Origin of the sequence: Ideonella aquatica (assembly GCF_018069755.1) — a bacterium.
Classification (GTDB): Bacteria; Pseudomonadota; Gammaproteobacteria; order Burkholderiales; family Burkholderiaceae_C; genus Ideonella; species Ideonella aquatica.
Genome location: NZ_JAGQDE010000005.1, coordinates 125,023 through 150,648, shown reverse-complemented (window position 1 = coordinate 150,648; position 25,626 = coordinate 125,023). Strand labels below are relative to the sequence as shown.

27 protein-coding genes are annotated in these 25,626 nt (G+C 69.6%); 11 read left to right on the top strand and 16 right to left on the bottom strand.

Translation table 11 applies throughout. From position 1 onward, the window contains the following. The first annotated feature begins 21 nt into the window (after positions 1 to 21). The gene (gene lanM, locus KAK06_RS08105; protein WP_210801432.1) at positions 22 to 435 is read left to right on the top strand and encodes a lanmodulin LanM; all 414 of its coding nucleotides are present in this window, start codon (positions 22 to 24) and stop codon (positions 433 to 435) included. Positions 436 to 488: 53 nt separating this feature from the next. Here lanM and KAK06_RS08100 read toward each other — a convergent pair whose 3' ends face one another. The 3 genes from KAK06_RS08100 to KAK06_RS08090 are packed head-to-tail and all read right to left on the bottom strand — an operon-like array spanning position 489 to position 3,393. Next, on the bottom strand, positions 489 to 986 hold the full coding sequence (locus tag KAK06_RS08100) for a c-type cytochrome (protein ID WP_210801431.1): 498 nt from the start codon (positions 984 to 986) through the stop codon (positions 489 to 491). Continuing rightward, on the bottom strand, positions 986 to 1,516 hold the full coding sequence (locus KAK06_RS08095; protein WP_210801430.1) for a pentapeptide repeat-containing protein: 531 nt from the start codon (positions 1,514 to 1,516) through the stop codon (positions 986 to 988). Before KAK06_RS08095 ends, KAK06_RS08100 begins: the two co-directional genes overlap by 1 nt. Continuing rightward, entirely contained in the window at positions 1,513 to 3,393 is a 1,881-nt protein-coding gene (locus KAK06_RS08090; RefSeq protein ID WP_247652723.1) for a methanol/ethanol family PQQ-dependent dehydrogenase, read from the bottom strand. Before KAK06_RS08090 ends, KAK06_RS08095 begins: the two co-directional genes overlap by 4 nt. A gap of 220 nt (positions 3,394 to 3,613) precedes the next feature. On the opposite strand from KAK06_RS08090, the gene KAK06_RS08085 reads away from it, so the two are divergent. Next, positions 3,614 to 4,279: a response regulator gene (locus KAK06_RS08085; RefSeq protein WP_247652722.1), complete on the top strand. Its 666-nt coding sequence runs from the start codon at positions 3,614 to 3,616 to the stop codon at positions 4,277 to 4,279. 31 nt (positions 4,280 to 4,310) lie between these two features. Here KAK06_RS08085 and KAK06_RS08080 read toward each other — a convergent pair whose 3' ends face one another. Next, entirely contained in the window at positions 4,311 to 6,650 is a 2,340-nt protein-coding gene (locus KAK06_RS08080) for a TonB-dependent receptor (RefSeq protein WP_210801429.1), read from the bottom strand. 91 nt (positions 6,651 to 6,741) lie between these two features. On the opposite strand from KAK06_RS08080, the gene KAK06_RS08075 reads away from it, so the two are divergent. Continuing rightward, positions 6,742 to 8,178: a histidine kinase gene (locus tag KAK06_RS08075; RefSeq protein WP_210801428.1), complete on the top strand. Its 1,437-nt coding sequence runs from the start codon at positions 6,742 to 6,744 to the stop codon at positions 8,176 to 8,178. Further along, positions 8,171 to 8,824, top strand: a complete 654-nt coding sequence (locus KAK06_RS08070; protein WP_210801427.1) for a response regulator transcription factor — start codon at positions 8,171 to 8,173, stop codon at positions 8,822 to 8,824. Before KAK06_RS08075 ends, KAK06_RS08070 begins: the two co-directional genes overlap by 8 nt. On the opposite strand, the gene KAK06_RS08065 is transcribed toward KAK06_RS08070, so the two are convergent. Genes KAK06_RS08065 through KAK06_RS08020 form a run of 10 tightly spaced genes read right to left on the bottom strand, consistent with a single transcriptional unit; the run spans position 8,825 to position 16,782 of the window. Continuing rightward, entirely contained in the window at positions 8,825 to 9,811 is a 987-nt protein-coding gene (locus KAK06_RS08065) for a tripartite tricarboxylate transporter substrate binding protein (protein ID WP_210801426.1), read from the bottom strand. Beyond that, the gene (locus KAK06_RS08060) at positions 9,802 to 10,500 is read right to left on the bottom strand and encodes a hypothetical protein (RefSeq protein WP_210801425.1); all 699 of its coding nucleotides are present in this window, start codon (positions 10,498 to 10,500) and stop codon (positions 9,802 to 9,804) included. Before KAK06_RS08060 ends, KAK06_RS08065 begins: the two co-directional genes overlap by 10 nt. Next, positions 10,500 to 10,994: a hypothetical protein gene (locus KAK06_RS08055; protein ID WP_210801424.1), complete on the bottom strand. Its 495-nt coding sequence runs from the start codon at positions 10,992 to 10,994 to the stop codon at positions 10,500 to 10,502. The genes KAK06_RS08060 and KAK06_RS08055 overlap by 1 nt, the downstream gene beginning before the upstream one ends. Before the next feature lie 4 nt (positions 10,995 to 10,998). Further along, positions 10,999 to 11,604 carry a hypothetical protein gene (locus KAK06_RS08050; RefSeq protein WP_210801423.1) on the bottom strand — a complete coding sequence of 202 codons (606 nt, stop codon included), beginning with the start codon at positions 11,602 to 11,604 and terminating at the stop codon, positions 10,999 to 11,001. A 10-nt stretch (positions 11,605 to 11,614) separates the two neighbouring features. Continuing rightward, on the bottom strand, positions 11,615 to 12,319 hold the full coding sequence (locus tag KAK06_RS08045) for a hypothetical protein (protein WP_247652721.1): 705 nt from the start codon (positions 12,317 to 12,319) through the stop codon (positions 11,615 to 11,617). Continuing rightward, the gene (pedC, locus tag KAK06_RS08040; protein WP_210801422.1) at positions 12,319 to 13,146 is read right to left on the bottom strand and encodes a lanthanide ABC transporter permease protein PedC; all 828 of its coding nucleotides are present in this window, start codon (positions 13,144 to 13,146) and stop codon (positions 12,319 to 12,321) included. The genes KAK06_RS08045 and pedC overlap by 1 nt, the downstream gene beginning before the upstream one ends. Beyond that, on the bottom strand, positions 13,143 to 14,294 hold the full coding sequence (locus tag KAK06_RS08035; protein ID WP_210801421.1) for a type 1 periplasmic-binding domain-containing protein: 1,152 nt from the start codon (positions 14,292 to 14,294) through the stop codon (positions 13,143 to 13,145). The genes pedC and KAK06_RS08035 overlap by 4 nt, the downstream gene beginning before the upstream one ends. Beyond that, positions 14,291 to 15,259, bottom strand: coding sequence for a PQQ-dependent catabolism-associated beta-propeller protein (locus KAK06_RS08030; protein ID WP_210801420.1), 969 nt, complete (start codon positions 15,257 to 15,259; stop codon positions 14,291 to 14,293). The genes KAK06_RS08035 and KAK06_RS08030 overlap by 4 nt, the downstream gene beginning before the upstream one ends. A gap of 12 nt (positions 15,260 to 15,271) precedes the next feature. Continuing rightward, a complete protein-coding gene (gene pedB / locus KAK06_RS08025) occupies positions 15,272 to 15,985 on the bottom strand; it encodes a lanthanide ABC transporter ATP-binding protein PedB/LutE (protein WP_210801419.1) in 714 nt (237 codons plus the stop codon). A gap of 14 nt (positions 15,986 to 15,999) precedes the next feature. Then, positions 16,000 to 16,782, bottom strand: coding sequence for an MBL fold metallo-hydrolase (locus tag KAK06_RS08020; RefSeq protein ID WP_210801418.1), 783 nt, complete (start codon positions 16,780 to 16,782; stop codon positions 16,000 to 16,002). Positions 16,783 to 17,027: 245 nt separating this feature from the next. Here KAK06_RS08020 and KAK06_RS08015 point away from each other — a divergent pair, with 245 nt between their 5' ends. Then, a complete protein-coding gene (locus KAK06_RS08015) occupies positions 17,028 to 17,903 on the top strand; it encodes a hypothetical protein (protein WP_210801417.1) in 876 nt (291 codons plus the stop codon). Positions 17,904 to 17,918: 15 nt separating this feature from the next. On the opposite strand, the gene KAK06_RS08010 is transcribed toward KAK06_RS08015, so the two are convergent. Further along, a complete protein-coding gene (locus KAK06_RS08010) occupies positions 17,919 to 20,030 on the bottom strand; it encodes a sigma-54-dependent Fis family transcriptional regulator (RefSeq protein ID WP_210801416.1) in 2,112 nt (703 codons plus the stop codon). 283 nt (positions 20,031 to 20,313) lie between these two features. Here KAK06_RS08010 and pedF point away from each other — a divergent pair, with 283 nt between their 5' ends. Together pedF and KAK06_RS08000 are read left to right on the top strand one after the other, a co-directional pair. Beyond that, a complete protein-coding gene (gene pedF / locus KAK06_RS08005) occupies positions 20,314 to 20,799 on the top strand; it encodes a cytochrome c-550 PedF (RefSeq protein ID WP_210801415.1) in 486 nt (161 codons plus the stop codon). Further along, positions 20,799 to 21,644 carry a substrate-binding periplasmic protein gene (locus tag KAK06_RS08000; protein ID WP_210801414.1) on the top strand — a complete coding sequence of 282 codons (846 nt, stop codon included), beginning with the start codon at positions 20,799 to 20,801 and terminating at the stop codon, positions 21,642 to 21,644. The genes pedF and KAK06_RS08000 overlap by 1 nt, the downstream gene beginning before the upstream one ends. Position 21,645: 1 nt before the next feature. Here KAK06_RS08000 and KAK06_RS07995 read toward each other — a convergent pair whose 3' ends face one another. Further along, positions 21,646 to 23,295, bottom strand: a complete 1,650-nt coding sequence (locus tag KAK06_RS07995) for a 3-(methylthio)propionyl-CoA ligase (protein WP_210801413.1) — start codon at positions 23,293 to 23,295, stop codon at positions 21,646 to 21,648. Between the two features lie 150 nt (positions 23,296 to 23,445). Between KAK06_RS07995 and msrB the strand changes: the two genes are divergently transcribed. From msrB to KAK06_RS07975, 4 genes are read left to right on the top strand one after another with little or no spacing between them, the layout of a single operon-like run. Then, positions 23,446 to 23,877: a peptide-methionine (R)-S-oxide reductase MsrB gene (gene msrB, locus KAK06_RS07990; protein WP_210801412.1), complete on the top strand. Its 432-nt coding sequence runs from the start codon at positions 23,446 to 23,448 to the stop codon at positions 23,875 to 23,877. Next, complete coding sequence (locus tag KAK06_RS07985; RefSeq protein WP_210801411.1) at positions 23,874 to 24,524, top strand: septation protein A; 651 nt, start codon at positions 23,874 to 23,876, stop codon at positions 24,522 to 24,524. Before msrB ends, KAK06_RS07985 begins: the two co-directional genes overlap by 4 nt. A 4-nt stretch (positions 24,525 to 24,528) precedes the next feature. Beyond that, complete coding sequence (locus KAK06_RS07980; RefSeq protein WP_210801516.1) at positions 24,529 to 24,804, top strand: BolA family protein; 276 nt, start codon at positions 24,529 to 24,531, stop codon at positions 24,802 to 24,804. 21 nt (positions 24,805 to 24,825) lie between these two features. Continuing rightward, entirely contained in the window at positions 24,826 to 25,623 is a 798-nt protein-coding gene (locus tag KAK06_RS07975; protein ID WP_210801410.1) for a peptidylprolyl isomerase, read from the top strand. The last annotated feature ends 3 nt before the right edge of the window (positions 25,624 to 25,626 follow it).

Genomic DNA, 25,626 nt, shown 5'->3' with positions numbered 1-25,626 from the left:
GCCGGGGAAGGAGCCCACCCCATGACACGCAAGCTGATTCTCTCGTCCCTGTGCCTGGCCGCGACGCTGGCCGCTTTCCCTGCGGTGACGCAGGCCAAGGGGGCCGACCTGGCCGCCTGGCTCAAGGCCCAGGACCCGGACAACGACGGCACGCTCGACATGGCCGAAATCAAGAAGGCCGCCGAGGCCAAGTTCGACCGCCTCGAAAAGGACAAGGACGGCACGCTCGACCGCAAGGAGGTGCACGGACTGGGCATTTCCAAGGCCGACTTCGCCAAGGCCGATCCCGACAAGGACGGCACGCTGGACAAGGCCGAGTACCTGACGATCGTCGAGGCGCGCTTCAAGGCCGCCAACCCCGACAACGACGGCACGGTGGACCTCAAGGAACTCCAGAGCCCGGCCGGCCGCGCGCTGCTCAAGCTGATCCGCTGAGGCGCTGTGGCGCTTGAGCGCTTGGTCGCTTGGGCGCTTGGGCGCTTGTGCGCTCAGCGGTCGGGCTCGACCGGCGGCAGGTCCGGCAGCGTCCGCGGTGGCGGCAGCGGCCGTGACTCGGTGAAGCTGCGGATGGCCCAGATCGTCTCCTGCGGCAGCACGCCCTGCCAGGCCGGCATGTGCATCAGGCCGGCCCGGCGCTTGCCCTCGTGGACCGAGCGCAGGAAGTAGGCGTCGACGTCGCGCAGGCAGTGCGCCTGCAAGGCCGCATCGGTCAGTCGCCGGCAGGCGCTGTTGAGCCGGCGCAGGTCGGGGCCCTCGGCCACTGCCCGGCTGGCCTGCTCGCCGTGGCAGGCCGCGCAGTGCTCCTCGTAGGCCGCCTGGCCGGCCTGGATGGCGGCCGGCTGGCCGCGGTAGGGGTTGGGCAGGCGCGCGGCCTCGCCCAGCGGGGTCAGGCCTGGGGGCGGGGCCAGCCGCTCGGCCAGGGCGCCGCTCAGCGGCCCGGCCAGCGCCAGCAGGAGCCCGGCCTGGTGCCAGTGTCGTATGGGCATCACCAATCCTTCGGGCAGCCGCTGCAGCCACCCATCTCGGCATCGGGAAAGATCGTGAACTTCAGGTGGTTGTCCTGGAACACGGCGTCGCGCAGATTGGCGGTCACGAACTTGGCCTCCTGCAACTCGGCCCGCACCAGGCGCGCACCGACGAACTGGGTCATGTTGAGGCGGGCGGCCTCGAAGTCCGTCTCGGTGCAGTCGGTGCCGCTGAGGTCGGCGCGAAACAGCCGGGCCTGCTGCAGCTTCGCCCGGACCAGCCGGGCGCCGCGCATCGACACCCCCGGCGCATTCAGGGCAAAGGCGCTGGCGCCGCTGAGGTCGGCCCGGTCCAGAAAGGCCCCGGCCAAGTTGGCCGAGCGCAGATCCGCTCCGCGCAGGTCGGCGCCGGTGAAATCGACGCCTCGCAGGTCCAGGCCGACCAGATCGGCGCCGCGCAGGTCAGCGCCGGGGCACTGGGCATAGGGCCAGAGGTGGCAGCCGTTGACCACCTTCACCGCCGCGGCCCGCATCAGGGCCGGCGCGCTCACCGCTTGGGCAGCTTGAAGACCCAGTAGCTGCCGCCCTGGGTCACCTGCCTGGTCAGGTCGGCCATGTCACCACCCCACAGCGGCACGGCGCCGCCGTAGCCGCTGGACAGGCCCAGGTACTGCTCGCCGTCCTGCTCCCAGGTGATGGGCACGCTGACCACGCCGGAGCCGGTCTGGAAGTGCCACAGCTCCTCGCCGGTCTTGGCGTCGAAGGCCTTGACGTAGCCGTCGGAGGTGCCGGTGATCAGCAGGCCGCCGGCGGTGGTCAGGGTGCCGGCCCACAGCGGGAACTTCTCCTTCTTCTGCCAGACGATCTTGCCGTTCTTCGGGTCGATCGCACGCAGGATGCCGACATGGTCGTCGTACAGGCGCTTGATGCGGAAGCCCTGGCCCAGGTAGGCGCTGCCGGCCTTGTAGGTGACGTTCTCGGTCCAGTAGTCCATCGCCCAGTGGTTGCCAGGGATGTAGAACAGGCCCGTGTCGGGCGAATAGGACATCGGCATCCAGTTCGTGCCGCCCAGGAAGGGCGGCGAGACGAAGACCGACTTGCCCTTTTCGGCGCCGGCCTCAGGCATGGGCGGGCGGTTGCCTCGCTCGATCGGTTTGCCCGACTTCAGATCGAAGCCGCTGGCCCAGGTGATGCCTTCGACGAAGGGCCAGGCGCCGATCAGACCGGTGGGCTTGCCGGCCATGCCGGCGCCGTTGGCCAGGCGCTCGCGGTCGGTGACGAAGAAGAAGCCGTTGCGGTCGGCGTGCGCGCTGGCCTTGACCAGCTTGCCGTCCTGGTTCTTGTACTCGAACAGCAGCACCGAGTTGTTGCCGCTGAAGTCCCAGGCGTCGTTGGGCGTGTGCTGGAAGAAGCCCTTGAGGTCGCCGGTGGACGCGTCGACATAGGCCTGGCCGCTGGTGAACAGGCTGTCCCAGTTGCGCGGGTCGTCGCCCTCCTTGGTGCGCTTCCAGGTGTTCCAGGGCGCCGGGTTGCCGGTGCCGATGACCACGGTGTTGGTCTCGACGTCGAAGGTGGCGGTCTGCCACGGGGCGCCGCCGCCCTGGTGCCAGGCCTCGACCAGCTTGCCGTCCTTGTCACGCGGCCAGCTGGGCGCCTTGGGGTCGCCCGAGTAGGTGCTGTCCTGACCGTTCAGGCGACCGCGATGGCCCTCGACCATCGGCCGCGCCCAGACCTCGGCCCCGGTGTCGGGGTCGCGGGCGAACAGCCAGCCCACGACGCCGAACTCGTCGCCCGAGCTGCCGTGCACCAGCAGCACCTTGCCGCTCTTGCTGTCCTTGACGATGAAGGGCGCGCCGGTCATGGTGTAGCCCAACTTGTGGTCGGCGAACTTCTCGTTCCACACCACCTTGCCGGTGTCCTTGTCGAGCGCCAGCATGCGCGCATCGAGCGTGCCGAAGTAGACCTTGTTGCCGTAGATCGCCGGGCCGCGGTTGACCACATCGCAGCAGGGACGGATGTCGTCGGGCAGGCGATGCTCGTAGGCCCAGAGCTGCTTGCCGGTCTTGGCGTCGAGCGCATAGAAGCGCGAGTACGAGGCGGTGACATAGATCACGCCGTCATGCACCAGCGCCTGGGCCTCCTGGCCGCGCTGCTTTTCACCGCCGAAGCTGAAGCTCCAGGCCGGCACCAGGTTCTTCACCGTCTTGGTGTTGATTTGCTTGGCCGGGCTGTGGCGTTGCGCCTTCAGGCCCAAGCCGTAGCTGAGCACGTCGCCGGTGGTGGCGTGGTCGTTGGCGATGTCGTCCCAGCTCACCGACTGGCTGGCCAGTGCCGGCGTCGCCGTCAGGCCGGCCAAGGCCAGGGCGATCAGGGTCGGGGTGAAGCGGGGCTGGCGCGGGGCGGCGCCGCGCAGGGGCACGGGGGTCATCGGGGTCTCCTCGTCGTGGGTCAAAAGCAGGCTGGCGGGATGCCAGTGAGCGGGGCGCAGTCTAGGAATCCGAGCACCCGCGGGTGCGGGACCCATTCCTCGCAACGGCGGGACTCTTTCCCGGGTACAACGGGTGTTTCAGGACCGCGCTTTGCAGTACACAGAAGGCGTTGCGCCGTGGAGCATCGGACCCCGCGGCCGCTGGAAAACCCTTTGCCGAATGACGACTGCGATGAACCTGGACCCCGGGCCAACCATGATCCGTGTGCTGCTGCTGGACGACCATGCGGTGGTGCGCGACGGCTACCGGCGCTGGATCGGCAGCGAGCCCGACATGGAGGTGGTGGCCGAGGCGGCCACCTCGGCCCAGGCCTGCGAGGCGCTGCGCCATCACGAGGTGGATGTGGCCGTGGTCGACCTCAGCCTCAAGGGCGACAGCGGCATGGAGGCGATCCGCCGCCTGCGCGAGCGCGATGAGCGCCTGCGCATCCTGGTGTTCACGATGCACGACCAGCCAGCCTTCATGCTGCAGGCCATGCGCCTGGGCGTGCAGGGCTACCTGACCAAGGACTGCGACCCGGCTGCGGTGATCGCGGCGCTGCGGCGCATTGCCGCCGGCCAGCGGGTCTTCAATGCCGAGGTGGCCCAGGCCAGCCTGAACCAGGTCGATGCCGGCCTCGACCCCTTCAGCCATCTGACGCCGCGCGAATTCGAGGTGCTGCGTCTGGCCACCAGCGGCCTGGACCACGAGGCCATCGCACGCTCGCTGCACATCAGCGAGAAGACCGTCTACAACACCATGTCGCGCGTGCGGCAGAAACTCGACGAGCGCAACGACTTTCGTCTGATGCGCCTGGCCACCGAGCGCGGCCTGACCGGCCCGTGACCGGCCGGCCGCCGCCCGGCGCTGGGGGTGGTCAGAACTGCCAGCGCACGCCCACCTGGAAGGCACGCGGTGCACCGGGCGCGACGAACAGCGCCTCGGTCTCGGCCCCCACGTACTGCCCCTGCGCATCGAACTGCGTCGCGGCCAGCGCGCCGAAGCTGGCATAGCGGCGGTTGAAGACGTTGGTGATGCGCCCGAACAGCTCCAGTCCCTTGAACTGGGCCGGCTTCCACGAGGTACGCAGGTTCACCAGCGCGTAGCCCGGCAGGCTCAGGTCGACCCGCTCGTCATCGCCATCCTCCAGCAGACCGTCCTCGTTGCCGGCCACGCTGCGGCCGGACAGGGCCTGCAGGTCGGCGCCCACGCTCCAGCCGCCACCCACTCGCCAGTCGGCACTGAACTTGAACTGGTGGCGCGGCAGACCGGCGATGCGGGTGCCTGGGGTGATCGTCACGTTGCGCTCGCCCATCCGCAAGACGCCATGGGCCTGGTAGGTGGCCTCCAGATGGCTGTAGGCGGCCGTCATCTCCACCGTACCGAGCTTCCACTGGGCCTCGACATCGAGCCCTTGGTGCCGTGTCCGCGGGAAGTTGGCGAAGTAGCCCAGCTGACCCGTCACACTGGTGCTGCGGAACAGGATGTCGTTGCGGTTGTTGGTGCGGTAAGCGGTGATGCTGCCTTTGACGCCGCCTGGCAGCGTGAAGCGCGCGCCGGCCTCGGCGCTGGTGGCGATGACCTGCTTCAGGTACGGATCAGCCTGCAGGCCGGCGGGCAGGCGGCACGGCTCCTCAGGATCGGCGCAGCCCAGCTCGATCACGGTGGGCACGCGGTTGTTGCGGGCCAGGTTGGCGAACACTGTCAACGCCGGGCTCAGTCGATGTGCCACGCCCAGCGCCGGGTTGACACTGGTGTAGCGGAAACGCTCGTGCGGGTGGGCCTCGAACTCGCCGGTGTCGTCATCGACCGAGGACAAGGTGTTGCCCACCTGGGCCCAGTTGATGCGCACGGTGCCGGTCAGGTGGGTGTCCGCGGCCACCTGCCAGGTGTCGCTGGCATACAGGCCGGCACTGGTCGAACTGCCGCTGACCCGCGCGCTGAGCTCGGTGTCCTCGCCTGCCACAGGCAGCACGCCGCGCGTATCGTCGAAAACGCCCGCCTGCTCGGTCTGCTCGTAGCTGACCGAGGCATGGTCGGCCGCCGCACCCACCTGCCACTGGTGGGCGCCCAGCCGGCCTGACAGCGCCATCGCCACTCCCGCTGACTTCTGCCGCGTGGCGGTGCGGTTGAACGAGGCGTTGGGCTCGTCTTCCTCGGCCAGGGGCTGCTGGCGCGCGCCGCCTTCGTCGCCGTCGCCGTCGTCATCATCGGCCTCGTCGCCGTTGATCGTTGTGCGGCGGGAGTCACGCAGGTAGACCAGCGACTCCAGCGTGGTGTGCTCGTCGAGCTGGCGCCGCCACTGGCCGCTGAGCTGCAACAAGCGGTTGCGTGTCAGGTCGGGGTGGGTGTAGACGGCGGCACGGTCCAGGCTGCCGAGGTCCGGCGTGCGGGCGCCGTCCTCATCCAGCGTGACCAGCGGCACCAGGCCGTTGCCCACCAGACGGCTCTGGCCGGCCTGCAGGCTGAGCGTGAAGTCATCGTTGCCCAGTTGCCGGCCGAGCTTGAACAGCCCATTGGCCAGGCGGCCATCGGAGTGGTCACGCCAGCCGGTTTCGTCGAACAGGCCGATGCCGGCGTAGTGGTGCCAGCCATCGGCATGGCTGCCGCCGTGCGACAGCTCGAACTTCTTGCGGCCGAAGCTGCCCAGCGCGGCCTCGCCGCGCAGGCCGGGTGCGGTCAGGCCGGTGGCGGTGGTCAGCGACAGCGCGCCGCCCAGCGTGTTCAGGCCGAAGGCCGGGTTGGCACCGGGCACCAGTGACAGGCTGTGCAGCGCGAACTCGGGCACCATGTCCCAGTTGACGACGTCACCGAAAGGTTCGTTGAAGCGCACACCGTCCACATAGACCGAGACACCTTGTGCCGCGCCCAGAATGCCGGAGGCTCTGTAGCCGCGGAAGGTCAGGTCGCCTTGGAAGGGGCTGCCCTGGATGTCGTTGACCTGGGCGCCGGGCACCCGGCGCGAGAGGAAATCGGTGGCGTTGTCGGCCTGGGCCTCGTCCAGCGCGCCGCGGCGCACGACCTGCGTGCTGTAGGGCAGGGCGTTGCGGTCCACGCCTTGTCCGGGCAGCGGTGACGTGCCGACCACCTCCACCTGCTGCGCCACGGGCTGTGCCCACAGCGGGGTGGCCGAGGCCAGCCAGGCGGCACTGCACAGCGCCAGGCGCACGGACAATGCGCAACGGGTTTCAGGGTGAACCCGGTGGGGAGCGGGCATGGAACTTGTCTCCTTGGAACGCTGATTGGACTGAATACCGATGGAAGCAAGCCAAGTTCCTGATGTCGCGGGAAGAGTTCCCGATTTCCCGTTGACGCTGCCTCGGCTGGTGATGCGTCGCGCGGCCTGGGTGGCGATCGCCGGGATTGTGCTGTGGGCCGTGCTGGGCCTGGCGCGCATGGCCGGCGATGTGGACGAGGAGCTGGAAGGCGCGCGCTCGCTGGCCGGGCTGTTCGAGCGCCTGGCCAGTGCCAGCGCCATGCCCGATGCACAGCGCGCGCGGCGCCTGCTGGCACCCGGCCCGGATGACGGTCCCACCCGCCATCTGCAGCTGCGCGTGACCGATGCGGCCGGCGCCACGCTGCTGCTGGCCGAGCCCGAGGAGCAGTTGCCCGCCGCCGTGCAGCAGATGCTGGCGGCCGGTGAAGCGCTGTTTGGCGACACGCCTTCGTTCACGGTGGCCTGGATCCAGCCGCGCCCGATGGGTGATGCCTGGCATGTGGCGCTGACGGCCCGGCCGCAGAGCGAGCGTGTCGAGGCACTGATCGGTCTGGGCGCCGACACACTGCTGCTGACCCTGGTGGTGCTGGGCATGCTGGCCGCGATCGGCTGGAACACGCGGAAGGCCTTTGCGCCACTGGCCCGACTGGTCTCGGCGATCGGCGAGATGGGCGACGGCGAAGGCCGCCATCCCGGCGTGCGCCGATTGCCGGCAATGCCGGTGGCCGAGCTGGAGACCATCGCCCAGGCACTGCGAGGCCTTGACGGCGACCTGGCCACTGCCCACGCCCAGCGGCGTCAGTTGGCCCGGCAACTGCAGGTGCTGCAGGAGGAAGAGCGCCAACGCCTGGCCCAGGAGCTGCACGACGAGTTCGGCCAGCACTTGACCGCGCTGCGCGCCAACGCAGCCTGGCTGCAGCGCAGGCTGGCCAGCCAGGACGAGTTGGCCGGCGTGGCGCGCGAGATGGCTCAGCAGTGCGAGACGATCCAGCAGGACGTGCGTGGCGTGCTGGCACGTCTGCGCCCGCCCGGCACCGATGACAACCCGACCCTGCTGAGCCTGGGCCACATGCTCGATGCGCTGCAGCGCGCCTGGCCGCGCGGCGCGGCCGATGCCACCCGCCTGAGCCTGGTGCTGCGGCTGGATGACGAGCGCGGCCAGTGCCTGGACTGGGACACTGCGGCCGAAGCGGCGCGGCTCAGCCCGGACACCGCGATGGTGCTGTACCGCATCAGCCAGGAGGCGCTCAGCAATATCGCGCGCCATGCCCACGCCGGCGCGGCGCAGCTGGCGATCCACGCGCGCCTGCGCGCGGGTGGGCGGGCGCTGGCCATCAGCTGGTCGGTGCAGGACGATGGGGTGGGCCTGGCCGACCCGACCGCCGCGATGCAGCGCGGCAGCGGCCTGGCCGGCATCAAGCAGCGGCTGTGGTCGCTGGGCGCCGAGCTGTCGGTACAGGACGGGGCGCCAGGCACCCGACTGTCCGCAGCCATCGAGACCGATCCCCTGGAGCCCGCCGATGCTTGACCTGCCCGCAGCGCCCCCTCCCATCCGGGTGGCCCTGGCCGATGACCACGCGGTGGTGCGCGAAGGCTACCGCCGCCTGCTGATGCTGGAGCCCGACCTGACGATCTGCGGTGAGTTTGCCGACGCCGACGCGGTGTTCGCCGCGCTGCAGCGCGGCACACTGCTGGCCGACGTGCTGGTGCTGGACCTCAGCATGCCCGGGCGCAGCGCGCTGGACCTGCTGCGCCGCATCCAGGCGCACTGGCCTGAGCTGCGCGTGCTGGTGTTCTCGATGCACGAGGACCCGGCGCGGGTGCAGCAGGCGCTGCGCGCCGGCGCGCTGGGCTACATCACCAAGAGCAGTCCGCCCGAGGATCTGGTGGCCGCGGTGCGCCATGTGGCGCGCGGGCAGGCGGTGCTGTCGGCCGACATCGCCTCGCATGCGCAGACCCCGTCGCTGCCGCTGCCCCACCTGTCGCTCACTGCGCGCGAGTTCGAGGTGCTGCGCGGCCTGCTGCAGGGCCAGTCGCTGGAGCAGATCGCCGAGCAACTGCACATCAGCTCGAAGACGGTGTCCAACCTGCAGACCCAGCTGCGCCAGAAGCTGGGGGTGGGCAATGCGGTGGAGCTGCTGCGCTATGCGCAGCAGCATGGGATCAGTCCCTGATCAGGGCTTGGCTGCCAGGCCCAGGCGCTCCACGGTGCGCTTCTCGGCCGCATAGGCCTCACGCAGCGCCGCGCCGTACTCCTCGGGGCCCAGGTACATCGGCTCCTGGTCGTACTTGGCCAGCTCGGCCAGGTGGGCGGGATCGAACAGCGCCGCCTTGAAGGCGTCGTGCAGCAGCTTGACCACCGGCGCGCTCATGCCGCGTGGACCGACCAGGCCGTAGGGCGAGCTGGCCACGATGCCGTGGCCCAGCTCCTTCAGCGTGGGCACCGTGGGCCAGCGCTTGTGGCGGTGCTCGCCGAAAGTGACCAGCAGGCGCAGCTTGCCGTTGTCCACAAAGGGAGCGAAGCCGTTGCTGTTGATGCCCACCTGCACCTGGCCCGAGGCCACGGCCAGCATCTGCTCGGCCGTGCCCTTGTAGGGCACATGGGTGTAGCTCAGGCCGCGGCGGCCCATCAGCTCGTCCATCACCACATGCGGCGTGGTGCCCACGCCATTGGTGGAGACGGTCAGCTCGCCCGGTCGGGCCTTGGCCGCGGCGAACACATCATCGAGCGACTTGAAGGGGCTGGCCGCGGCGACAACGACGCCGAAGGTCACACCGGTGAGCTGGATGATCGGCGTGGTGTCGCGGATCGGGTCCCATTGCACCTTCTGGGTCCAGGGCATGCGCAGCGCCGGCTGCGGCAGCTGGGCCACGGTGTAGCCATCGGGCGCCGCCTGCTGCAGCACCGGCATGGCCAGCGTGCCGCCGGCGCCGGAGCGGTTCTCGGTGATCACCTTCTGGCCCAGGTGGCGGCCGGCCAGCTCGGCCAGCACGCGCATCGTCAGGTCGGTGGCGCCACCGGCGGGCCAGGGCACCCACAGGGTCACCGGTCGGCTCGGGAAGCCATCGGGCGCCTGGGCGCGTGCAGCGGGCCAGGCGGTGCCCAGACCCAGCGCGGCCAACGCCTGGAGCAGGGCGCGGCGGTCGGGGTTCATTGCCATTCGGTCAGTTCCATCGTCAGGGTGCCGCCGGTCAGGAAGGTCGAGTTGGCGGGCTCCTCGCGCACCAGCTTGACCAGGCCGACACCGGGGCAGTACCACTCGCGGGTGGTCAGCGGCATGTCCTTCCAGCCCACCACCGGGTCGGCAAACAGGCGCAGCGTGGCCAGGCCGCGCACACGCAGACAGCCGCTGAACTCGCCCGCTGGGGTCTTCACCGCCTCGCCCACGGCCTCGATGCTGTAGTTCATCGGGATGCTGGGGTGGCTGTGGCGGATCTCGGGCGGAAACTCCTGGCGCCGACGCAGCAGGTAGGCGGTGGTGGTGGCCTGCCAGCCGGTGCCCACGGCCAGCGGCGCCTTCAGCACGTAGCGGGGCAGGGGGTCTTTCTTGGGCTCGTCGTCCAGGTCGGACTTGGTGGCCACGCGGTAGATGCCGGTGTCGTCGCTGCGCAGCCAGTAGTCGACGCCGTCATCGCTGCGGCGGTGCCAGGCGCTGCCGTCGGCCAGGCTGTCGCGGCCCAGGCTGCGCAGCACGCGGGTGTCGGTCTCGAGGGTGTTGTTTTCGTACTCGCTGCGCACCTGATAGGTCCAGCGGTGGCCGTCGTCGAGCGGGAACAGCTCGCTGCCGGGCGGCTTGGAGCAGGCCGCCAGCAGCGCGCAGCAGGTCAGGGGTAGAGCCAGGCGACGCATCACTTCTCGGGCAGCTGAGGCACGGGCATGTCGCGGATCTTCACTTCCTGCTCGTCGCTGCCGGGGCGCAGCCAGGCGAAGCCGCGCTTGCCGGCCTTGGGCGTGGCCGTGCCCATCTGGCTGACGCCCTGGCGGGCTTTCTTCATGCCCTCGTTGAGCAGGCTGTGCAGGTCCTTGGTGTAGGGCAGCTTGTAGGCGCGCGGCTGGGCGCTGGGCTTGCCGTTCTCGATGGCGTTGACCCACACGTAGAGCGCGCCTGCGCTCTTGTTGCTGGGCTCCTCGATCACGGCGGCCAGCAGCGCAAAGCGCTCGGGCAGCGCGTCGGGCGTGGGCCAGCCGCTGAGCTGGTGCACCGCCTCGTCGGCAAAAAAGTAGAACACCGCCACACCGGTGACCAGCAAGGCCTTCAGCCAGGCCGGCCAGCGCGATTGCAGCAGGGCCAGGGCGCACAGCAGCAGCAGCACGCTGAACGAAAGCACGACGGCGAGCGTCATCGGTTCAGATCCTCTCGACCAGGGTCTTGGGCAGGGTGTTGATGTTGGTGACGCTGCCGTCGGGCAGCAGCGTGAAGCGCACGGCGGTGGCCTCGTCACCCTTGCGGGCCACGCTGACCTGGCCGTAGTAGACGACCTCGGCACGGGGGTTGACCTTGATGACCGACACGGTCACCTCGACCGGCTGGCCGTCCTTGGAGTCGTAGTAGTGCACGTTGACCGTGTACTCGCCCGCAGCAATGCCGCGCAGCGTCACCACCTCCTGGTTCAGCGGGTTGCTGATCTGCTTGCCGTTGATGATGATGGTGTCATTGGCCAGGCCGCGGTCGTCGCGGTCCAGGTGCATCATGCCGGCCTCACGGGCGCGGAACCACACTTGGTTGCCGCCCGGGTCCTGGACCCAGGTGTCAATGTCGTTGGGGTTCATGTCCGGCCAGGACACGTTGATGATGTACTCAGCCTTGGCCGGGATGTCACCGGCCTTCAGTGCCTTCGGGTTCATGGCCAGCAGCGCCACGATGAAGCAGAATACGAAGGCGATCAGCATGTTGAACAACATGTCGTAGAACGGATCGACCTCGGGCTCGCGGGCGTGGCGGCGGCTGGGCATGGCGGGGGCCTCAGCGGCTGGACGGGGCGAAGCGGCGCAGTCCCTCGCGCTGGCAGTCGGCGACCAGCGTGTCGGCGAAGCGGTCCAGGCGCGTGAGCTGCAGGCCCAGCAGGATGTTGCCCACCAGGCCCACCATGGTGGTCAGCAGCGCGATGCCCAGGCCGGCGGTCAGGCTCTTGAGCAGGTCCTGCGACTGCGAGGCATCGAAGCTCTGCAGCTGGCCGATGTGCAACGCCAGCACCGAGAAGCCGATCACCTTGCCCAGCAGGCCGAGCTTGAGCTGGATGCCGTTGACCCACCAGGCGGTCTGGTGCGGCCCGTGGCTGTCTTCGAGGAGCAGGTCCAGCGGCGCATTGCTGTCGCGCGGCGCGGCGTCGAGGGCGCGCAGGTAGTCGCCCGCCCAACCCTGCAGTTGCGCCAGGGCCGTGCCGGCGCGGGCGGCCTCCAGGTGGCGGCGCTGGCGTTCCAGCTCGCGGCTGCGTGCGCCGGCCCACAGCGTGGACGTGGCAAAGACCACGATGATCACCAGTGTGAGGCCGGTCGGGTCCGAGGTCAGCAGCAACGCCCAGACGCCGCGCACGCCCAGCAGCCAGCTGCCGAACAGCATCAGGCCGCCCAGCGCCAGCCATTCGAACAGCAGCGGCTCGCTCTCGCGCGGCGCAGCGACCGGCGCTGCGCTGGCGGGGCGGCGCAGCGCACCCAGCAGTTTCATCATCAGGCCGGTCCTCCGGGACCTCGTTTGGTGAGTGCACCGAAGCCACGCTGCGGGTCGTAGCCCCAGGCGGCCAGCGCGAAGCACAGCGCCAGCGTGCCCAGCACCACCAGCGGCGCGATGCCCGGGTCCTTGCCGTACAAGGCAAAGCGCAGCCACTCGACCGCGTGCGTGAAGGGGTTGAAGCGGGCGATCCACCAGACCCACTCGGCGCCCGATTCCTCGAGCTTCCACAGCGGGTACAGCGCGGTGGACATGAAGTACATCGGGAAGATGACAAAGTTCATCGTGCCGGCGAAGTTCTCGAGCTGCTTGATGTGCACGCTCAGCAGCAGGCCCAGCGCGCCCAGCATCAGCGCCGCGCCCACCGCGGCGGCCAGCACCATCGGCGTCTGCGGACCCAGCAGCGGCAGCTCGGTGCCCAGCGCCCAGGCCACCAGCACGAAGGCCAGGGCCTGTAGCAGCGACAGCGCGGCGGTGGCGCACAGCTTGGCCAGCAGGATCCACCAGCGCGGCAGCGGTGCGGTCAGCAGCAGGCGCATCAGACCCATCTCGCGGTCGTAGACCATGGCCAGGCTGGACTGCATGCCGTTGAACAGCAGCACCATGCCCACCAGGCCGGGCGCGATGTAGACGTCGTAGGGGATGTAGGTGTCGTAGGGCTCGTTGACCGCGATGCCGAAGACATTGCGAAAGCCCGCCGCAAACACCGCCAGCCACAGCAGCGGCCGCACCAGGGCCGACGCCAGCCGGCCGTACTGGCGGATGAACTTCAGCACCTCGCGGCGGATGATGGCCCACAGGGCCTGCACGGCGTGACGCACGTTCATCCGCCCCGGGCCTTGCAGAGCTTCTCGGCCTGGTCAGCGCCCAGCGTGTCGAGCACGTTCTTCGGGTGCAGCACGCCGTCGACTGGGGCCATCGCCACCACGCCCTGGCCGTCGGTCATCAGCAGGCGCTGGCGCAGTTGACCGTCCCAGCTGCGAAAGCTCATCGGCACGCCCTTGGAGCCGTCGAGCTCGACCTGGGCCAGCGCGGCCTGCATCTCGGCCAGCTTGCCCTTGGGTGCCGCCAGCACGGCGGCGGCCAGGGCCTTGCCGGCCATCCAGGCGGCCCAGTCCGACGACTGCATCGTGCGACCACTGGCGTTGCGGGCAAAGCGGCGCGAGACCTGCGGCGCGCCAAAGCGCTCGAACTGGGCGTGCCAGCCCAGCGCGGTGAGGCCGGCGTCGCCCACCACCGGGCGCGGCAGCACAGTGCGGTAGGGCAGACTGCGGGCGAATTCGCCGTCGCTGTCGACCACCCAGACCACGTCGTAGCTGCCGCCGGTCAGCAGTCGCGGATTGGCCAGGTCGCGCTCACGCGGATCGGCCGAGAGCTTGAAGGGTTTGCTGCCCGCCAGTTTCAGGCCGTAGCGCTTGATCGCCGCCTGCACCACCGCCGAGCGACGCTGGTCATCGGCCGACGGACCGGTGAGCAGCAGCACCTGCTGCCAGCGCTGGCTGGCCAGGGTCTGGCCGATGGCGTCGGCGCGCATGCGCTCGGAGGGAATCAGGTGGAACAGGCGCGGTCGGCAGTCGGCTTCGCGCAGCCGGTCCTCGGGGTTGCCCACGTTCAGCACCGGCAGCTTGGCGCCGTCGGCGGCGGCCAGGGTCCAGGCGGCGGGCAGGTCGGTCACCAGGGCCAGTGCGCCTGCCTTCTCGGCCTTTTGCGCCGCAGCCTTGGCGGCCTCGGGCGAGGCCACCGACACCACGTCCAGCGCCAGGCTGCTGCCGGCGGCGTCCAGCTCAAGCTGGCTGTCCTTCAGCGCCATCTGCAGGCCGTCCTGGGCCGCCCCGGTGGGGTGGCCAAAGTAGACGCGTTCAACGCGGGCGCGTTCCAGTCGCGGGTCGTCATCGGGCAGCAGCAGCGTCACGCGCTGCGGCGCGGCCCAGGCGCTGGCGGCGGCCAGCGCGAGCAGGCAGGCCAGCGGCTTCATTCGGCCAGCAGCGCGGCGTAGGGCACGCGTCCGACTGGAATGCTCTTGAGCGCCTTGGCGCTGGCGATGTCAACCACGGTGATGTCGTCGGACAGGCCGTTGACCACCCACAGCTTCTGGCCCGACTTGTCGATCGAGACGTTCCAGGCCCGCTTGCCCACCAGCACGGTGTCGGTGACCTTGCGGCTGGCCACGTCGACGAAGGCCACGCGGTTGGCTTGGCCCAGCGTGACGAAGGCGCGGCTGCCGTCCTTGCTCAGCGCAATGCCCACCGGCGTGATGTCGGCAGCGCGCAGGCCCTTGACCTCGAACTTCAGCGTGTGCGCCACGCTGTGGTCCTTGGTGCTGATGATGCTGACGCTGGAACCCAGCTCGTTGGTCACCCACAGCTGGCTGCCGTCGGGCGTGATGACCATGCGGCGGGGGCGCTTGCCCACGGCGATGTTCTTGACCACCTTGCCGGCCACCGGGTCGACCACATGGACCAGACTGGCGACCTCGGAGGTGACATAGACCAGCTTGCCGTCGGGCGAGGTCAGCACGCCCTCGGGCTCCTCACCCACCTTGACGGCCTTGAGCTGCTTGCCGGTGGCGGCATCGAGCACCAGCAGCTCGCCTTCTTCCTCGGCGCTGACGTACATGGTCTTGCCGTCGGGCGAGAGATCGAAGGCCTCGGGGTCGTCGCCCATCGGGATGCGGGCCACCGACTTGCGGCTGGCCAGGTCGATGATGTCGGCCTGCGAGGAGTCGCCGCAGGCGGCCATCAGCCGCTTGCCATCGGGCAGCAGTCGCAGGTGGCGCGGACGCTTGCAGGTGGGCACGGTGGCGCTGACGCTCATCGAGGCCATGTCGATCAGCGTGAGGGCATGGTCCTTCTCGCTGCTGACCCAGGCCGTGCCCTGGGCAGCAGCGCTCAGCGGCAGAACGGCGATGCCGGCCCAGGCCAGCAGGTGTCGGTAAGCCATGTCGTGTCTCCTTCAGGTGGTGGCTTTGATGAAAGCCTCTTCGAGCCGGGGGGCACCGAGTTGTTCCGCGACCCGTGCCGGCGTGCCATCGGCCAGCAGGCGCCCCTTGTGCAGCACCAGCACGCGGTCGGCGGCCTCGGCTTCTTCCACCAGGTGGGTGGCCCACAGCACCGCGGTGCCGCGCGCGGCCACGTCGGCCCGCACCGCGGCCAGCAGATCGCGGCGGGATTTGGGGTCGAGGCCCACGGTGGGCTCGTCCATCAGCAGCAGTTGCGGATGGTGCAGCAGCGCACGCACCAGCTCGACCTTGCGGCGGTTGCCACCCGAGAGTTCGCGCACTGGGCGGTCCAGGTCGGCGGCGGTGCCCAAGGCCTGGCAGCCGGCATCGATGCGCTCGCGTGCCACGGCGCCCGGCAGGCCGTGCAGGTCGGCATGGAACTGCAGGTTGCGCCGCACCGACAGGTCCAGGTCCAGCGACATCTGCTGGAAGACCACGCCGATATGGGCCAGCGCCTTGACCGCATGGCGGTGCAGCGACAGGCCCGCCACCTGGACGTCGCCGCCGTCAGCGACGAACAGGCCGGTGAGCACCTGGAACAGCGTGGACTTGCCGGCGCCATTGGGCCCCAGCAGCGCGACGAATTGACCGGCCGGAAGGGACACGCTGAGTCCGGCCAGAGCAGTGCGTTCTCCGTAGCGTTTGGTCAGTGACTGGATGTCAAGCATGAACGGGGGTGAGGTCAGAGTTCGATCACCATACCGTCATACGCGGGCTCGAAGCCATACCGACCGACCCCACTGGCGTTGCGGGCCAGCAGCACCTTGCGCTGGGCGCGCCAATCGGGCACGGGAAGATCTCCCGACTCGGGCCAGGTGGTGCGGTCATCGAGCAGCACGCAGTCGGCGCTGCTGAGCCAGTCGAGCTGAGGCTCGCCCAGGGCCTGGCCACCGGCGGCGCAGAACAGGCGCTGGCCGGTGCGGTGGTCCAGCACGGCCAGCGCAATGCTGTGGCCCACGGCCACCGGCGCTTCGTGGGGCTCGAGCACCCGCGGCGCCAAGGCATCGGTGGCCAGCGCGGTGAACTCCAGGTCGGGCAGACCCTCGACGCGAAAGCTGGCCGACAGGGTCTCGCCGGCCACCGGGATCACATGCCAATGCACGCCGCAGTAGCGCTGCAGCACCTGCAGCACCGGCATGTCCTGGCTCAGCACCTCGAAGACTGCGGGCGTGGCGTACAGCGCGATCGGCGCGCCGTCGCGCAGGCTCAGCAGGCCGCTGACGTGGTCAACCTGGGCGTCGGTCAGGACGACGGTGCGCACCTCGGCATCGGCCAGGCCGGCGTGGTGACGCAGCGTGGGGTCGGCCACCAATTGGTCGGCCACATTCGGTGCCACGTTCAGCAGCGCCCACTGGTCGCCGCGGTCGGACAGCGCGATCGCGCCGTGCCGGCTGGTGGGCGCTGGCTCCAGGCCAGCGCGCTGCGCATCGGCTGCGCAGCCGCCTCGCAGCACCACGAGCTTCATGGTGTCCTCCCGGGACGGCCTGTCGGTCTTGCGGCAAGATCCATGGAATGAAGCAGATGTCTCCCTGTCAATGGGGTTCTCTGGTGCAAGACACATGCCCGCCTGCCAGGCGACAGTCTGTCGCCCTGGCGGCTCGATTCCGCGGGCTTGCCCGGGGGCTGGTGCGCCGAAGCTGTCACGCGTGGCGGTCGCTTTGTCCGCCCTTGGCACAGGGTTTGTACGGAGTCTTTGGGCTGCTCGCGGCGATGCTGGCGGCACCACCGGCCCAGGCGGCCTGTTCGGGTCCGGGTGGGCGCCTGCACGCGCTGGGCACGGGCGCCTGGTGGATCGAAGCGGCCAGCGGGGACAGCAACGCCAGCAACCGGGGCGCCACCGCCAACCTGTGGGCGGTTCGCCAGGGGCGCGCGCTGTGGTTGGTGGGGGGCGCGGGCACGCCGGTGCTGGCGCGCCAGGCGACCTGCCTGCTGCGCGAGGCCGGCGCCGGCCGCGTCACCGATGTGATCCTGCCCTGGCCACACGCCGAACTGACGCTGGGTGCCAAGGCCTTCGAGGGGGCGCGGCTGTGGGCCCATGCGGACACCGCCGAAGCGATGCGCCAGCGCTGCCCGCGCTGTGTCGAGCGCATGGCGCAGCGCCTGGGCGTGGCGGCGTCCGACCTGGGCGACGACCCGATCCCGCGGCCGACCCAGCTGCTGCGCGGCGCGCAGGGCCGCGTCGGCCCGTTCGACTGGTGGCGGCTGCAGCGCGCCGATGAGACCGCGGTGCTGGCGCTGCGCTGGCGGGGCCATGCGCTGTGGAGTGCCCACGGCCTGGCCTGGGGCGACGGTCCGCCGGACCTGCGCGACGGCGACGCGCTGCACCTGGCGCGCTCGCTGGATCAGTTGCAGGCCGCCATGCCCGGCACCGCGCGCGTGCTGCCCGAGCAGGGGCCGTGGATGGCGCCAGCCCAGTTGCGCGCCCAGCGCGATGAGATGCGCCGGCTGGTGGATGCGGTGGACGCCGCGCTGCGCCGTGGCGACCTGGTCACCGACACACCGCCGCCGGCCTGGGCGGGCGGGCACCCGCGCCAGTCGCTGAACTGGCAGCGCACCTGGTCGCAGCGCGAAGCGGTGGTGTTCTGAGCGGCCGTGCCGCGATCAGCTCTGCCAGCGCAGCTTGCGGTAGATCGTGTTGCGGCTGATGCCCAGGCGCTTGGAGGCCTCTGAGATGTTGCCGCCGGCCTGCTCCACCGCCTGCCGGATGGCCTCGAGTTCCAGGTCCTGCAGTGAGCGTGCCACCGGGCTGGCGGCCTCGGCCGGGGCCGGTGCGGGCGGGGCAAGCGGCAATACCGGCGCCGTCGGCGGGGCGGCAGGGGCTGTTGCGCTCATCGGCACGGCCGCCGGGGTCTCGGCATGGGCCCGTCGGGCCCAGCCGCGTTGGGCGTCGTCGATGAAGTCGTCCGACAGGTGGTCGCGTGTGATCACGCTGTCGCCGGCGGCCATCACCGCGGCGGTGCGCAGCACATTGAACAGCTGGCGCACATTGCCCGGCCAGTCGCAGGACTGGAACAGGTGCAGCACGTCGGGCGCCAGGCTCAGGCGCCGCTGCGGGCTCTGCTGGTCCAGGATGCGCTGCACCAGCGCCAGCAGGTCGGTGCGCTCGCGCAGCGCCGGCAGGCGCACGGCGAGGCCGTTGAGCCGGTAGTAGAGGTCCTCTCGGAACTGCTGGGCGGCAATCATCTCGCGCAGGTTGCGGTGGGTGGCACAGATGATGGCCACGTCCACCGTGACCGACTTGGTGCTGCCCAAGGGCGTGACCTGGCGCTCCTGCAGCACCCGCAGCAGGTGGGCCTGCAGGCCGATCGGCATGTCGCCGATCTCATCGAGGAACAGCGTGCCGCCGTTGGCCTGCACGATCTTGCCCACCGAGCCTTTGCGGCGCGCGCCGGTGAACGCGCCTTCTTCGTAGCCGAAGAGTTCGGCCTCGATCAGCGTATCGGGGATGGAGGCGCAGTTCACCGCCACAAAGGGCTGGCGGGCGCGCTCGGAATCCTGGTGGATGGCGCGCGCCAGCAACTCCTTGCCGGTGCCGGTCTCACCCAGCACCAGGATCGGGATGTCGCGGTTGAGCACGCGGCGGATCTTGCCCACCACCGTCTCGACCTGGGCGTCGCCGGTCAGCAACTGCTTCAAGCCGGTGCCGGCGGCCGGTACGGACACCGGGGGTGCGGCCAGGGTCTCGGGCAGGATCGGCTTGCTGTTGTCGGTGTGGCTGGTGCTGGCCGGCGTGCTGGTATGGGCCGCTTCGGTGACGCTGGTCCAGACGGGCCAGTTGAAGCGGGCATAAATGTGGAAGGGGCGGCCGTCGCTGGTTTCCACCTGCATCGGCAGCGCCAGCGGTGAGCGGAAGCGGTCGACCAGCGTGCTCACCGAGGTGCCGAACAGCGAGCCCAGGCTGTGCATGCGCAAGGCCGCGCCGGACAGGCCCAGCTGTTCCAGCGCGCCACGGTTGGCGCCGACGATCTTGCCGTCGGGCGCCACCGCCAGAATGCCCTCCATCAGCGTGCCGATGAACTCCACCCGGCTGTGCAGGTGCAGGCGCATGACGTTGCGGTAGTCGTCGGTCAGCCAGTGGTTCTCGATCATGCGCGCCGACATCTTCACCAGCGCCATCGTGTGCTGGTGGTAGCTGCGCTGGTCGCCCGAGACATCCAGCACGCCCAGGATGTTGCCGCGCGGATCGAGGATGGGCGCCGCCGAGCAGGTGAGGAAATGGTTGGCGTGCATGAAGTGCTCGTCCGCGTGGACCAGCGTGGGCACTTCATCGATCAGCGCCGTGCCGACGGCATTGGTGCCCTTGCTGGACTCCGACCAATTGGCGCCCGGGGCCAGCGCCACCTTGGCGGCGCGACCCAGGAACTCGTCGTCGCCGATCGAGTGCAGGATGGTGCCGGTGGCGTCGGTCAGCACCACCATGCTCTCCGAGTTGATGATCTGCTCGAAGAGCATTTCCATCACCGGCGCCGCATGCGAATACAGACGCAGATTGCGCTCGCGCGCAACGGTCAGGTCGGAGCGGCCCAGCGGGGAGTGGTCGGGGCGCTCGATGCGCGACAGGCCCAGCGCGGCGCAGCGCTCATGCGAATGCTCGATCGCCGACTCGTGCGCCGGATTGCGGCTGTTGCTGCGCGTCGCCGTCGCTGTGCGCGCGGCGGATTCCAGGCCGCGACGCTGTCGGCCGCCGCTGGCTGGGGGGTAATAACCGCTCATGGGCCTTGTCTCCACCAACGTGTGTGGCACGCTGGATGTTCTTGCTGTGCTCTGAAATCTAACAGTTTTGCCTGCCGCCGTGGGACTGGATCCTGTTCGATGCGTCACATCGCGTCAGATTGCAGCATCTTCCTGGGGATCTCCCCGATGACGGGGCCCGATTCAGGGGCCCTGGCAGCGTCGGCGGGCTGGTGGCACACGCTTTGCAGTTTTGATGCCCGACCCCCGCCCCTTCAGGGCTACCTACCAGCCCCAAGTCCATCCCTCCAGGAGACAAGCCCCCATGGTCCGTCATGCCCCCCGATTCCGAGCGCCCGCCCGCAGCCTGCTGGCCAGCGCCTTGTTCCTGGCCGCCTTCGGCGCCTGGGCCCATGGCGATGTCACGCCGCAGGCGGTCGACACCCGCGAACTGCCGCCACTGGGCGCCGAGTGGCGCACCGAGAATCCGTACCGGGGCAATGAGATTGCCACCCGCATCGGTGCTTCGGCCTACAACCAGAACTGCGCCCGCTGCCATGGCCTGGAAGCGATCTCCGGCGGCATCGCACCCGACCTGCGCAAGCTCGACAACGAGTGCGCCAGCCTGGCCCAGCCGGCCAAGAAGGCCGCCTGCGTCAAGGAGATCGACGAGTTCATGAGCACCACGGTGCGCCGCGGCCGCACCCGCAACGGCGCCGTCTACATGCCGCCCTTCGAAGGTGTGCTGAACCAGGAAGCCGTGTGGGCGATCAAGTCCTACCTGGAAAGCCGTCGCGAGAAGCCGCTCTGATGAGCCGCCGCCAGACCACCCGCCGCCAGTTGCTGGCCGGCTCGGCCGCTGCAGCGCTGTCGATTGCCTCGCCACTGCGCGCCCAGGAGGCCTCGGCGCTGGAGCGCCTGCGCGCCAAGGGCAGCCTGACCGTCGCCGTCTACCAGGACCTGCCGCCCTTCCATGTGGGCGGCCGCGGCATCGAGGTCGACCTGGCCGGGGCCCTGGCCTCGGCGCTGGGCCTGAAGCTCTCGCTGCTGCCCTTCCAGGCCGGCGAGGACATGGGCGATGACCTGCGCAACATGGTGTGGCGCGGCCACTACCTGGGCTTCGGGCCGGCCGACGTGATGCTGCACGTGCCGGTGGACCGCCCGCTGATGGAGAAAAGCCCGCAGGTCAAGATCCTGGCGCCGTACTGGCGCGAGCGGGTGATGATCGCGCGCGACCTGAAGGCGCTGCCCACGCTGGACATGCTGGATCCGCTGCTCGGCAAGGCGGTGGCGGTGCCGGGCCAGTCGCTGGCCGGCTGGCTGCTGATCGGCGCCGAGGGCGGACGCTACCGCGACAGCCTGCGCACCAAGTACGCCGATGGTGTGCAAGCCGCGCAGGCGCTGGCGCGCGGCGAGGTGGTGGCCGCGGCCGGCCACCTGAGCGAGCTGGAATCGACCTTGGGCGGCGACGAGCGCTTCGCGATCGATCCGCTGCCGCTGCCGCGCATGAAGGACGGCTGGGCGGTGGGCATGGCCGTCAAGGCGGCCTCCACCGACCTGGCCCTGGCGCTGCAGGCCGCCGTGAACACGCTGGCCGACAACGGCGAGCTTGCCCGCATCTTTGCGGCCGGCAAGCTGCGCTGGCGCCGGCCCTGAATCACACCCCCGGCAGCTTGTAGTCCTTGAACTGCTCGCGCAGTTTGAGCTTCTGCATCTTGCCGGTGGCGGTGTGCGGGATCTCGTCGACAAAGGCCACGTCGTCCGGGATCTGCCACTTGGCGATGCGGCCGTCGAAGAAAGCCAGCATCTCCTCGCGCGTGAGCGTGGCGCCGGGCTTGCGCACCACCACCAGCAGCGGGCGCTCGTCCCACTTCGGGTGCTTGGCCGAGATAGCTGCGGCTTCATGCACGGCCGGGTGGGCCATGGCGATGTTTTCCAGGTCGATCGAGCTGATCCATTCACCGCCCGACTTGATCACGTCCTTGCTGCGGTCGGTGATCTGCATGAAGCCGTCGGCATCGATCGTGGCCACGTCGCCGGTGGGGAACCAGCCAGGCTCGCCGTCCACCTCCACCAGTGGCGACACGCGCAGGTTGAAATAGCTGTTGATCACCCACTGGCCCTTGACCACCAGGTTGCCCGAGGCCTGGCCGTCCCAGGGCAGGGCGTGGCCGGCCTCGTCGATGATGGCCATGTCGATGCCGTAGATGGCGCGGCCCTGCTTCTCGAGCAGGCGCTGCTGCGACTCGCGGTCCAGGCTGTCGTGCTTGCTCTTGAGCTTGGACAGCGTGCCCAGTGGGCTCAGCTCGGTCATGCCCCAGGCATGCACCACCTCGACGCCGAAGTCCTCCTGCAGCGTCTTCATCATCGCCGGCGGGCAGGCCGAGCCGCCGATCACGGTGCGCTTGAAGCTGCTGAACTTCAGACCGTTGGCCTTCATGAAGGTGATCAGGCCCAGCCACACCGTGGGCACGCCGGCCGAGAAGCTGACCTTCTCGGCCTCGAACAATTCGTACAGCGACTTGCCATCCAGGTGGGGCCCGGGCATCACCAGCTTGGCGCCGACCAGCGCCGCGGTGTAGGGGATGCCCCAGGCGTTGACGTGGAACATCGGCACCACCGGCAGGATGACCTCGCGGCTGGAGCAGTCCATCGCATCGGGCAGCGCGGCGCCATAGGCGTGCAGCACGGTGGAGCGGTGGCTGTAGACCGCGCCCTTGGGGTTGCCGGTGGTGCCCGAGGTGTAGCAGATCGTGCAGGCGGTGTTCTCGTCGAAGACCGGCCACTGGTAGTGACCATCCTCGGCCTCGACCAGCTCCTCGTAGCACAGCAGGTTCGGCACGGTGGTGGCCGCCGGCATGTGGGCGCGGTCGGTCATCAGCACGAAATGGCGCACGGTCTTGAGTTCACCAGCCAGCTTCTCGATCAGCGGCAGGAAGCTGAGGTCAAAGCACAGCACGCCGTCGGCCGCATCGTTGGCGATCCAGGCGATCTGCTCGGGGAACAGGCGCGGGTTGATGGTGTGCGTCACCAACTGCGAGCCGGCGCTGGCGTAGTAGATCTCCAGGTGGCGGTAGCCGTTCCAGGCCAGCGTGCCGATGCGCTCGCCAGGCTGGCAGCCCAGCCGGGCGAAAGCCTGCGCCAGCTGCCGGGCACGCTTTTCCAGCGCCGACCAGGTGGTGCGGTGCAGGTCGCCCTCCACGCGCTTGGAGACGATTTCGGTGTCGGCTGCGTGGCGCGCCGCGTGCTTCAGCAGCGACGAGATCATCAGCGGCATGTTCATCATCTGGCCCATCAAGGCGCTCATGGCGGTCTCCTGTCCTGTCTCGGGGAAATACTCCAAGGCGCATCATAGGCAGCCGGATAGGCGCCGCCGGTCCGGACAGGCCCCAATGTCCTGACGTCGCGCAAGAGACTGCGCCGCTGCCTACACTGTGCTTTTTGCCACGCCCGCGCCATGACCAAGCCGCACGACGATCCTGCGTACCCGGTGCGCCAGTCCGACGAGGAATGGCGTCGCCAGCTCGACCCCACCCAGTACGCGGTGGCGCGCCACGCCGCCACCGAGCGGGCCTTCACCGGCCTGTACTGGAACCACTGGGAGCCCGGTGTGTACCGCTGCGTCGGCTGCCAGGAGCCGCTGTTCGCCTCCGACACCAAGTTCGACGCCGGCTGCGGCTGGCCCAGCTACTGGCAGCCGATCGACCCGGCCCGCATCGAGCGCCTGGAAGACCGTTCGCACGGCATGGTGCGGGTGGAGGTGCGCTGCGCCCGCTGCGGCAGCCACCTGGGCCATGTGTTCGACGACGGCCCGGCGCCCACCGGCGAGCGCTTTTGCATCAATTCGGCGGCGATACACTTCGGCACCGATTCCGATACCGCCCGATGAAGCTGTTGCTCGATTTCCTGCCGCTGATCCTGTTCTTTGCCACCTTCAAGTTCGCGGAAGGCCACAAGGACGCGGCAGCCGAGTTCGCCACCGGCCATGTGGGCATGCTCACCTCCGGCGGTGTGGTCAGCCCCGACCAGGCGCCCATGCTGCTGGCCACGCTGGTGGCGATCGCCGCCACGCTGCTGACCGTCGCCTGGTTGCGCCTGCGCGGCCGGCCGGTCGAGCCGATGACCTGGATCACGCTGGCCATGGTCACGGTGCTGGGCGGCCTGACGGTGTGGTTCCACGACGAGACCTTCATCAAATGGAAACCCACCGGCGTGTATTGGGCGCTGGCGGCCGTTTACTGGGGCAGTGCGGCCTTCGGCAAGAACCTGCTGGAACTGGCGCTGGGCGGCCAGCTGAAGCTGCCGGCCGCCGCCTGGGCGGCCCTGAACCGGGCCTGGATCCTGTTCTTTCTGGCCATGGGCCTGCTCAATATCGCGGTGGCCTACAGCGTGTCCACGCCCACCTGGGTCAACTTCAAGGTGTTCGGCGCCACTGGCCTGATGCTGGCTTTCATCATTGGCCAGACGGTCTGGATCAGCAAGGCCTGGCCCGAGGCCGCCGCCGAGGAGTCTGCCGGTGAACCCCCGACCGCCTGAGCCGGTGCGCGCCGACGAGGTCGACGCGGTGCTGAGCCGGCTGCTGGCCCCCACCGCGCTGGTGGTGCGCGATGACAGCGCCGCCCATGCAGGGCATGCCGGCGCCCGCGAGGGCAGCCACCTGCATGTGCGCATCGTCAGCGAACGCTTCAGCGGCCTAGGGAGGCTGGCCCGTCATCGCCTTGTGTATGATGCCCTGCGCGAGCTGATCCCGCGGGGTATCCACGCCCTGGCCATCGACGCCCGCACCCCCGCCGAGGCCGGCCCCGGCTCTTCCTGATCCCCCCTTCCCCCGAGCTTCATGAAACTCAAGTCCTCCGTCGTGCTGGCCGCTGCGGCCATGATCCTGCCGCTGGCCGCCATGGCGCAGAACGTGGCCATCGTCAATGGCAAGGCCGTGCCCAAGGCCCGTCTGACCACGCTGCTGCAGCAGGCCGCCCGTGCTGGCCAGCCGGTGCCCCCCGAGATGGAAACGCGCGCCCGCGACGAGGTCGTGCTGCGCGAGATCTACGCCCAGGAAGCCGAGAAGCGTGGCGTGGCCGCCAGCGCCGAGTTCAAGGCGCAGATGGAACTGGCCCGCCAGAGCGTGCTGATCCGCGAGCTGTTCGCCGACTTCCAGAAGAAGAACCCGCCCAGCGAGGCCGACGCCAAGGCCGAATACGACCGCGTCAAGGCCCAGCAGTCGGGCACCGAATACCGCGCCCGCCACATCCTGGTCGAGAAGGAAGACGACGCCAAGCGCCTGATCGCCGAGATCAAGGGCGGCGCCAAGTTCGAGGACGTGGCCAAGAAGAACTCCAAGGACCCCGGCTCGGCCGAGAACGGCGGCGACCTGGACTTCGCCAAGCCCGACACCTATGTGCCCGAATTCGGCAAGGCCCTGACCGCGCTGAAGAAGGGCGAGATGACGCCTGAGCCGGTGAAGTCGCAGTTCGGCTGGCACATCATCCGCCTCGAAGACACCCGCGACGCCCAGTTCCCGGCCTTCGACGACGTCAAGGCCCAGCTGATGCAGCGCGCCTCGCAGGTCAAGCTGCAGGCCTACCAGGACCAGCTGCGCAAGGCTGCCAAGACCGACTACAAGTTCTCGCAGGAGTGAGGA

Bases quoted from the DNA above. Each gene is read 5' to 3' on its own strand.
- KAK06_RS08035 (WP_210801421.1), bottom strand. From the start codon at position 14,294: ATGAAGCCGCTGGCCTGCCTGCTCGCGCTGGCCGCCGCCAGCGCCTGG.
- KAK06_RS08015 (WP_210801417.1), top strand. From the start codon at position 17,028: ATGCTGGCGGCACCACCGGCCCAGGCGGCCTGTTCGGGTCCGGGTGGG.
- KAK06_RS07975 (WP_210801410.1), top strand. From the start codon at position 24,826: ATGAAACTCAAGTCCTCCGTCGTGCTGGCCGCTGCGGCCATGATCCTG.
- msrB (WP_210801412.1), top strand. From the start codon at position 23,446: ATGACCAAGCCGCACGACGATCCTGCGTACCCGGTGCGCCAGTCCGAC.
- KAK06_RS08050 (WP_210801423.1), bottom strand. From the start codon at position 11,604: ATGCCCAGCCGCCGCCACGCCCGCGAGCCCGAGGTCGATCCGTTCTAC.
- KAK06_RS08030 (WP_210801420.1), bottom strand. From the start codon at position 15,259: ATGGCTTACCGACACCTGCTGGCCTGGGCCGGCATCGCCGTTCTGCCG.
- KAK06_RS08070 (WP_210801427.1), top strand. From the start codon at position 8,171: ATGCTTGACCTGCCCGCAGCGCCCCCTCCCATCCGGGTGGCCCTGGCC.
- KAK06_RS08000 (WP_210801414.1), top strand. From the start codon at position 20,799: ATGAGCCGCCGCCAGACCACCCGCCGCCAGTTGCTGGCCGGCTCGGCC.
- KAK06_RS08090 (WP_247652723.1), bottom strand. From the start codon at position 3,393: ATGACCCCCGTGCCCCTGCGCGGCGCCGCCCCGCGCCAGCCCCGCTTC.
- pedF (WP_210801415.1), top strand. From the start codon at position 20,314: ATGGTCCGTCATGCCCCCCGATTCCGAGCGCCCGCCCGCAGCCTGCTG.
- KAK06_RS08045 (WP_247652721.1), bottom strand. From the start codon at position 12,319: ATGATGAAACTGCTGGGTGCGCTGCGCCGCCCCGCCAGCGCAGCGCCG.
- KAK06_RS07985 (WP_210801411.1), top strand. From the start codon at position 23,874: ATGAAGCTGTTGCTCGATTTCCTGCCGCTGATCCTGTTCTTTGCCACC.
- KAK06_RS07995 (WP_210801413.1), bottom strand. From the start codon at position 23,295: ATGAGCGCCTTGATGGGCCAGATGATGAACATGCCGCTGATGATCTCG.
- KAK06_RS08100 (WP_210801431.1), bottom strand. From the start codon at position 986: ATGCCCATACGACACTGGCACCAGGCCGGGCTCCTGCTGGCGCTGGCC.
- pedB (WP_210801419.1), bottom strand. From the start codon at position 15,985: ATGCTTGACATCCAGTCACTGACCAAACGCTACGGAGAACGCACTGCT.
- KAK06_RS08080 (WP_210801429.1), bottom strand. From the start codon at position 6,650: ATGCCCGCTCCCCACCGGGTTCACCCTGAAACCCGTTGCGCATTGTCC.
- KAK06_RS08065 (WP_210801426.1), bottom strand. From the start codon at position 9,811: ATGGCAATGAACCCCGACCGCCGCGCCCTGCTCCAGGCGTTGGCCGCG.
- KAK06_RS08020 (WP_210801418.1), bottom strand. From the start codon at position 16,782: ATGAAGCTCGTGGTGCTGCGAGGCGGCTGCGCAGCCGATGCGCAGCGC.
- KAK06_RS08085 (WP_247652722.1), top strand. From the start codon at position 3,614: ATGACGACTGCGATGAACCTGGACCCCGGGCCAACCATGATCCGTGTG.
- KAK06_RS08010 (WP_210801416.1), bottom strand. From the start codon at position 20,030: ATGAGCGGTTATTACCCCCCAGCCAGCGGCGGCCGACAGCGTCGCGGC.
- KAK06_RS08055 (WP_210801424.1), bottom strand. From the start codon at position 10,994: ATGACGCTCGCCGTCGTGCTTTCGTTCAGCGTGCTGCTGCTGCTGTGC.
- lanM (WP_210801432.1), top strand. From the start codon at position 22: ATGACACGCAAGCTGATTCTCTCGTCCCTGTGCCTGGCCGCGACGCTG.
- pedC (WP_210801422.1), bottom strand. From the start codon at position 13,146: ATGAACGTGCGTCACGCCGTGCAGGCCCTGTGGGCCATCATCCGCCGC.
- KAK06_RS08060 (WP_210801425.1), bottom strand. From the start codon at position 10,500: ATGCGTCGCCTGGCTCTACCCCTGACCTGCTGCGCGCTGCTGGCGGCC.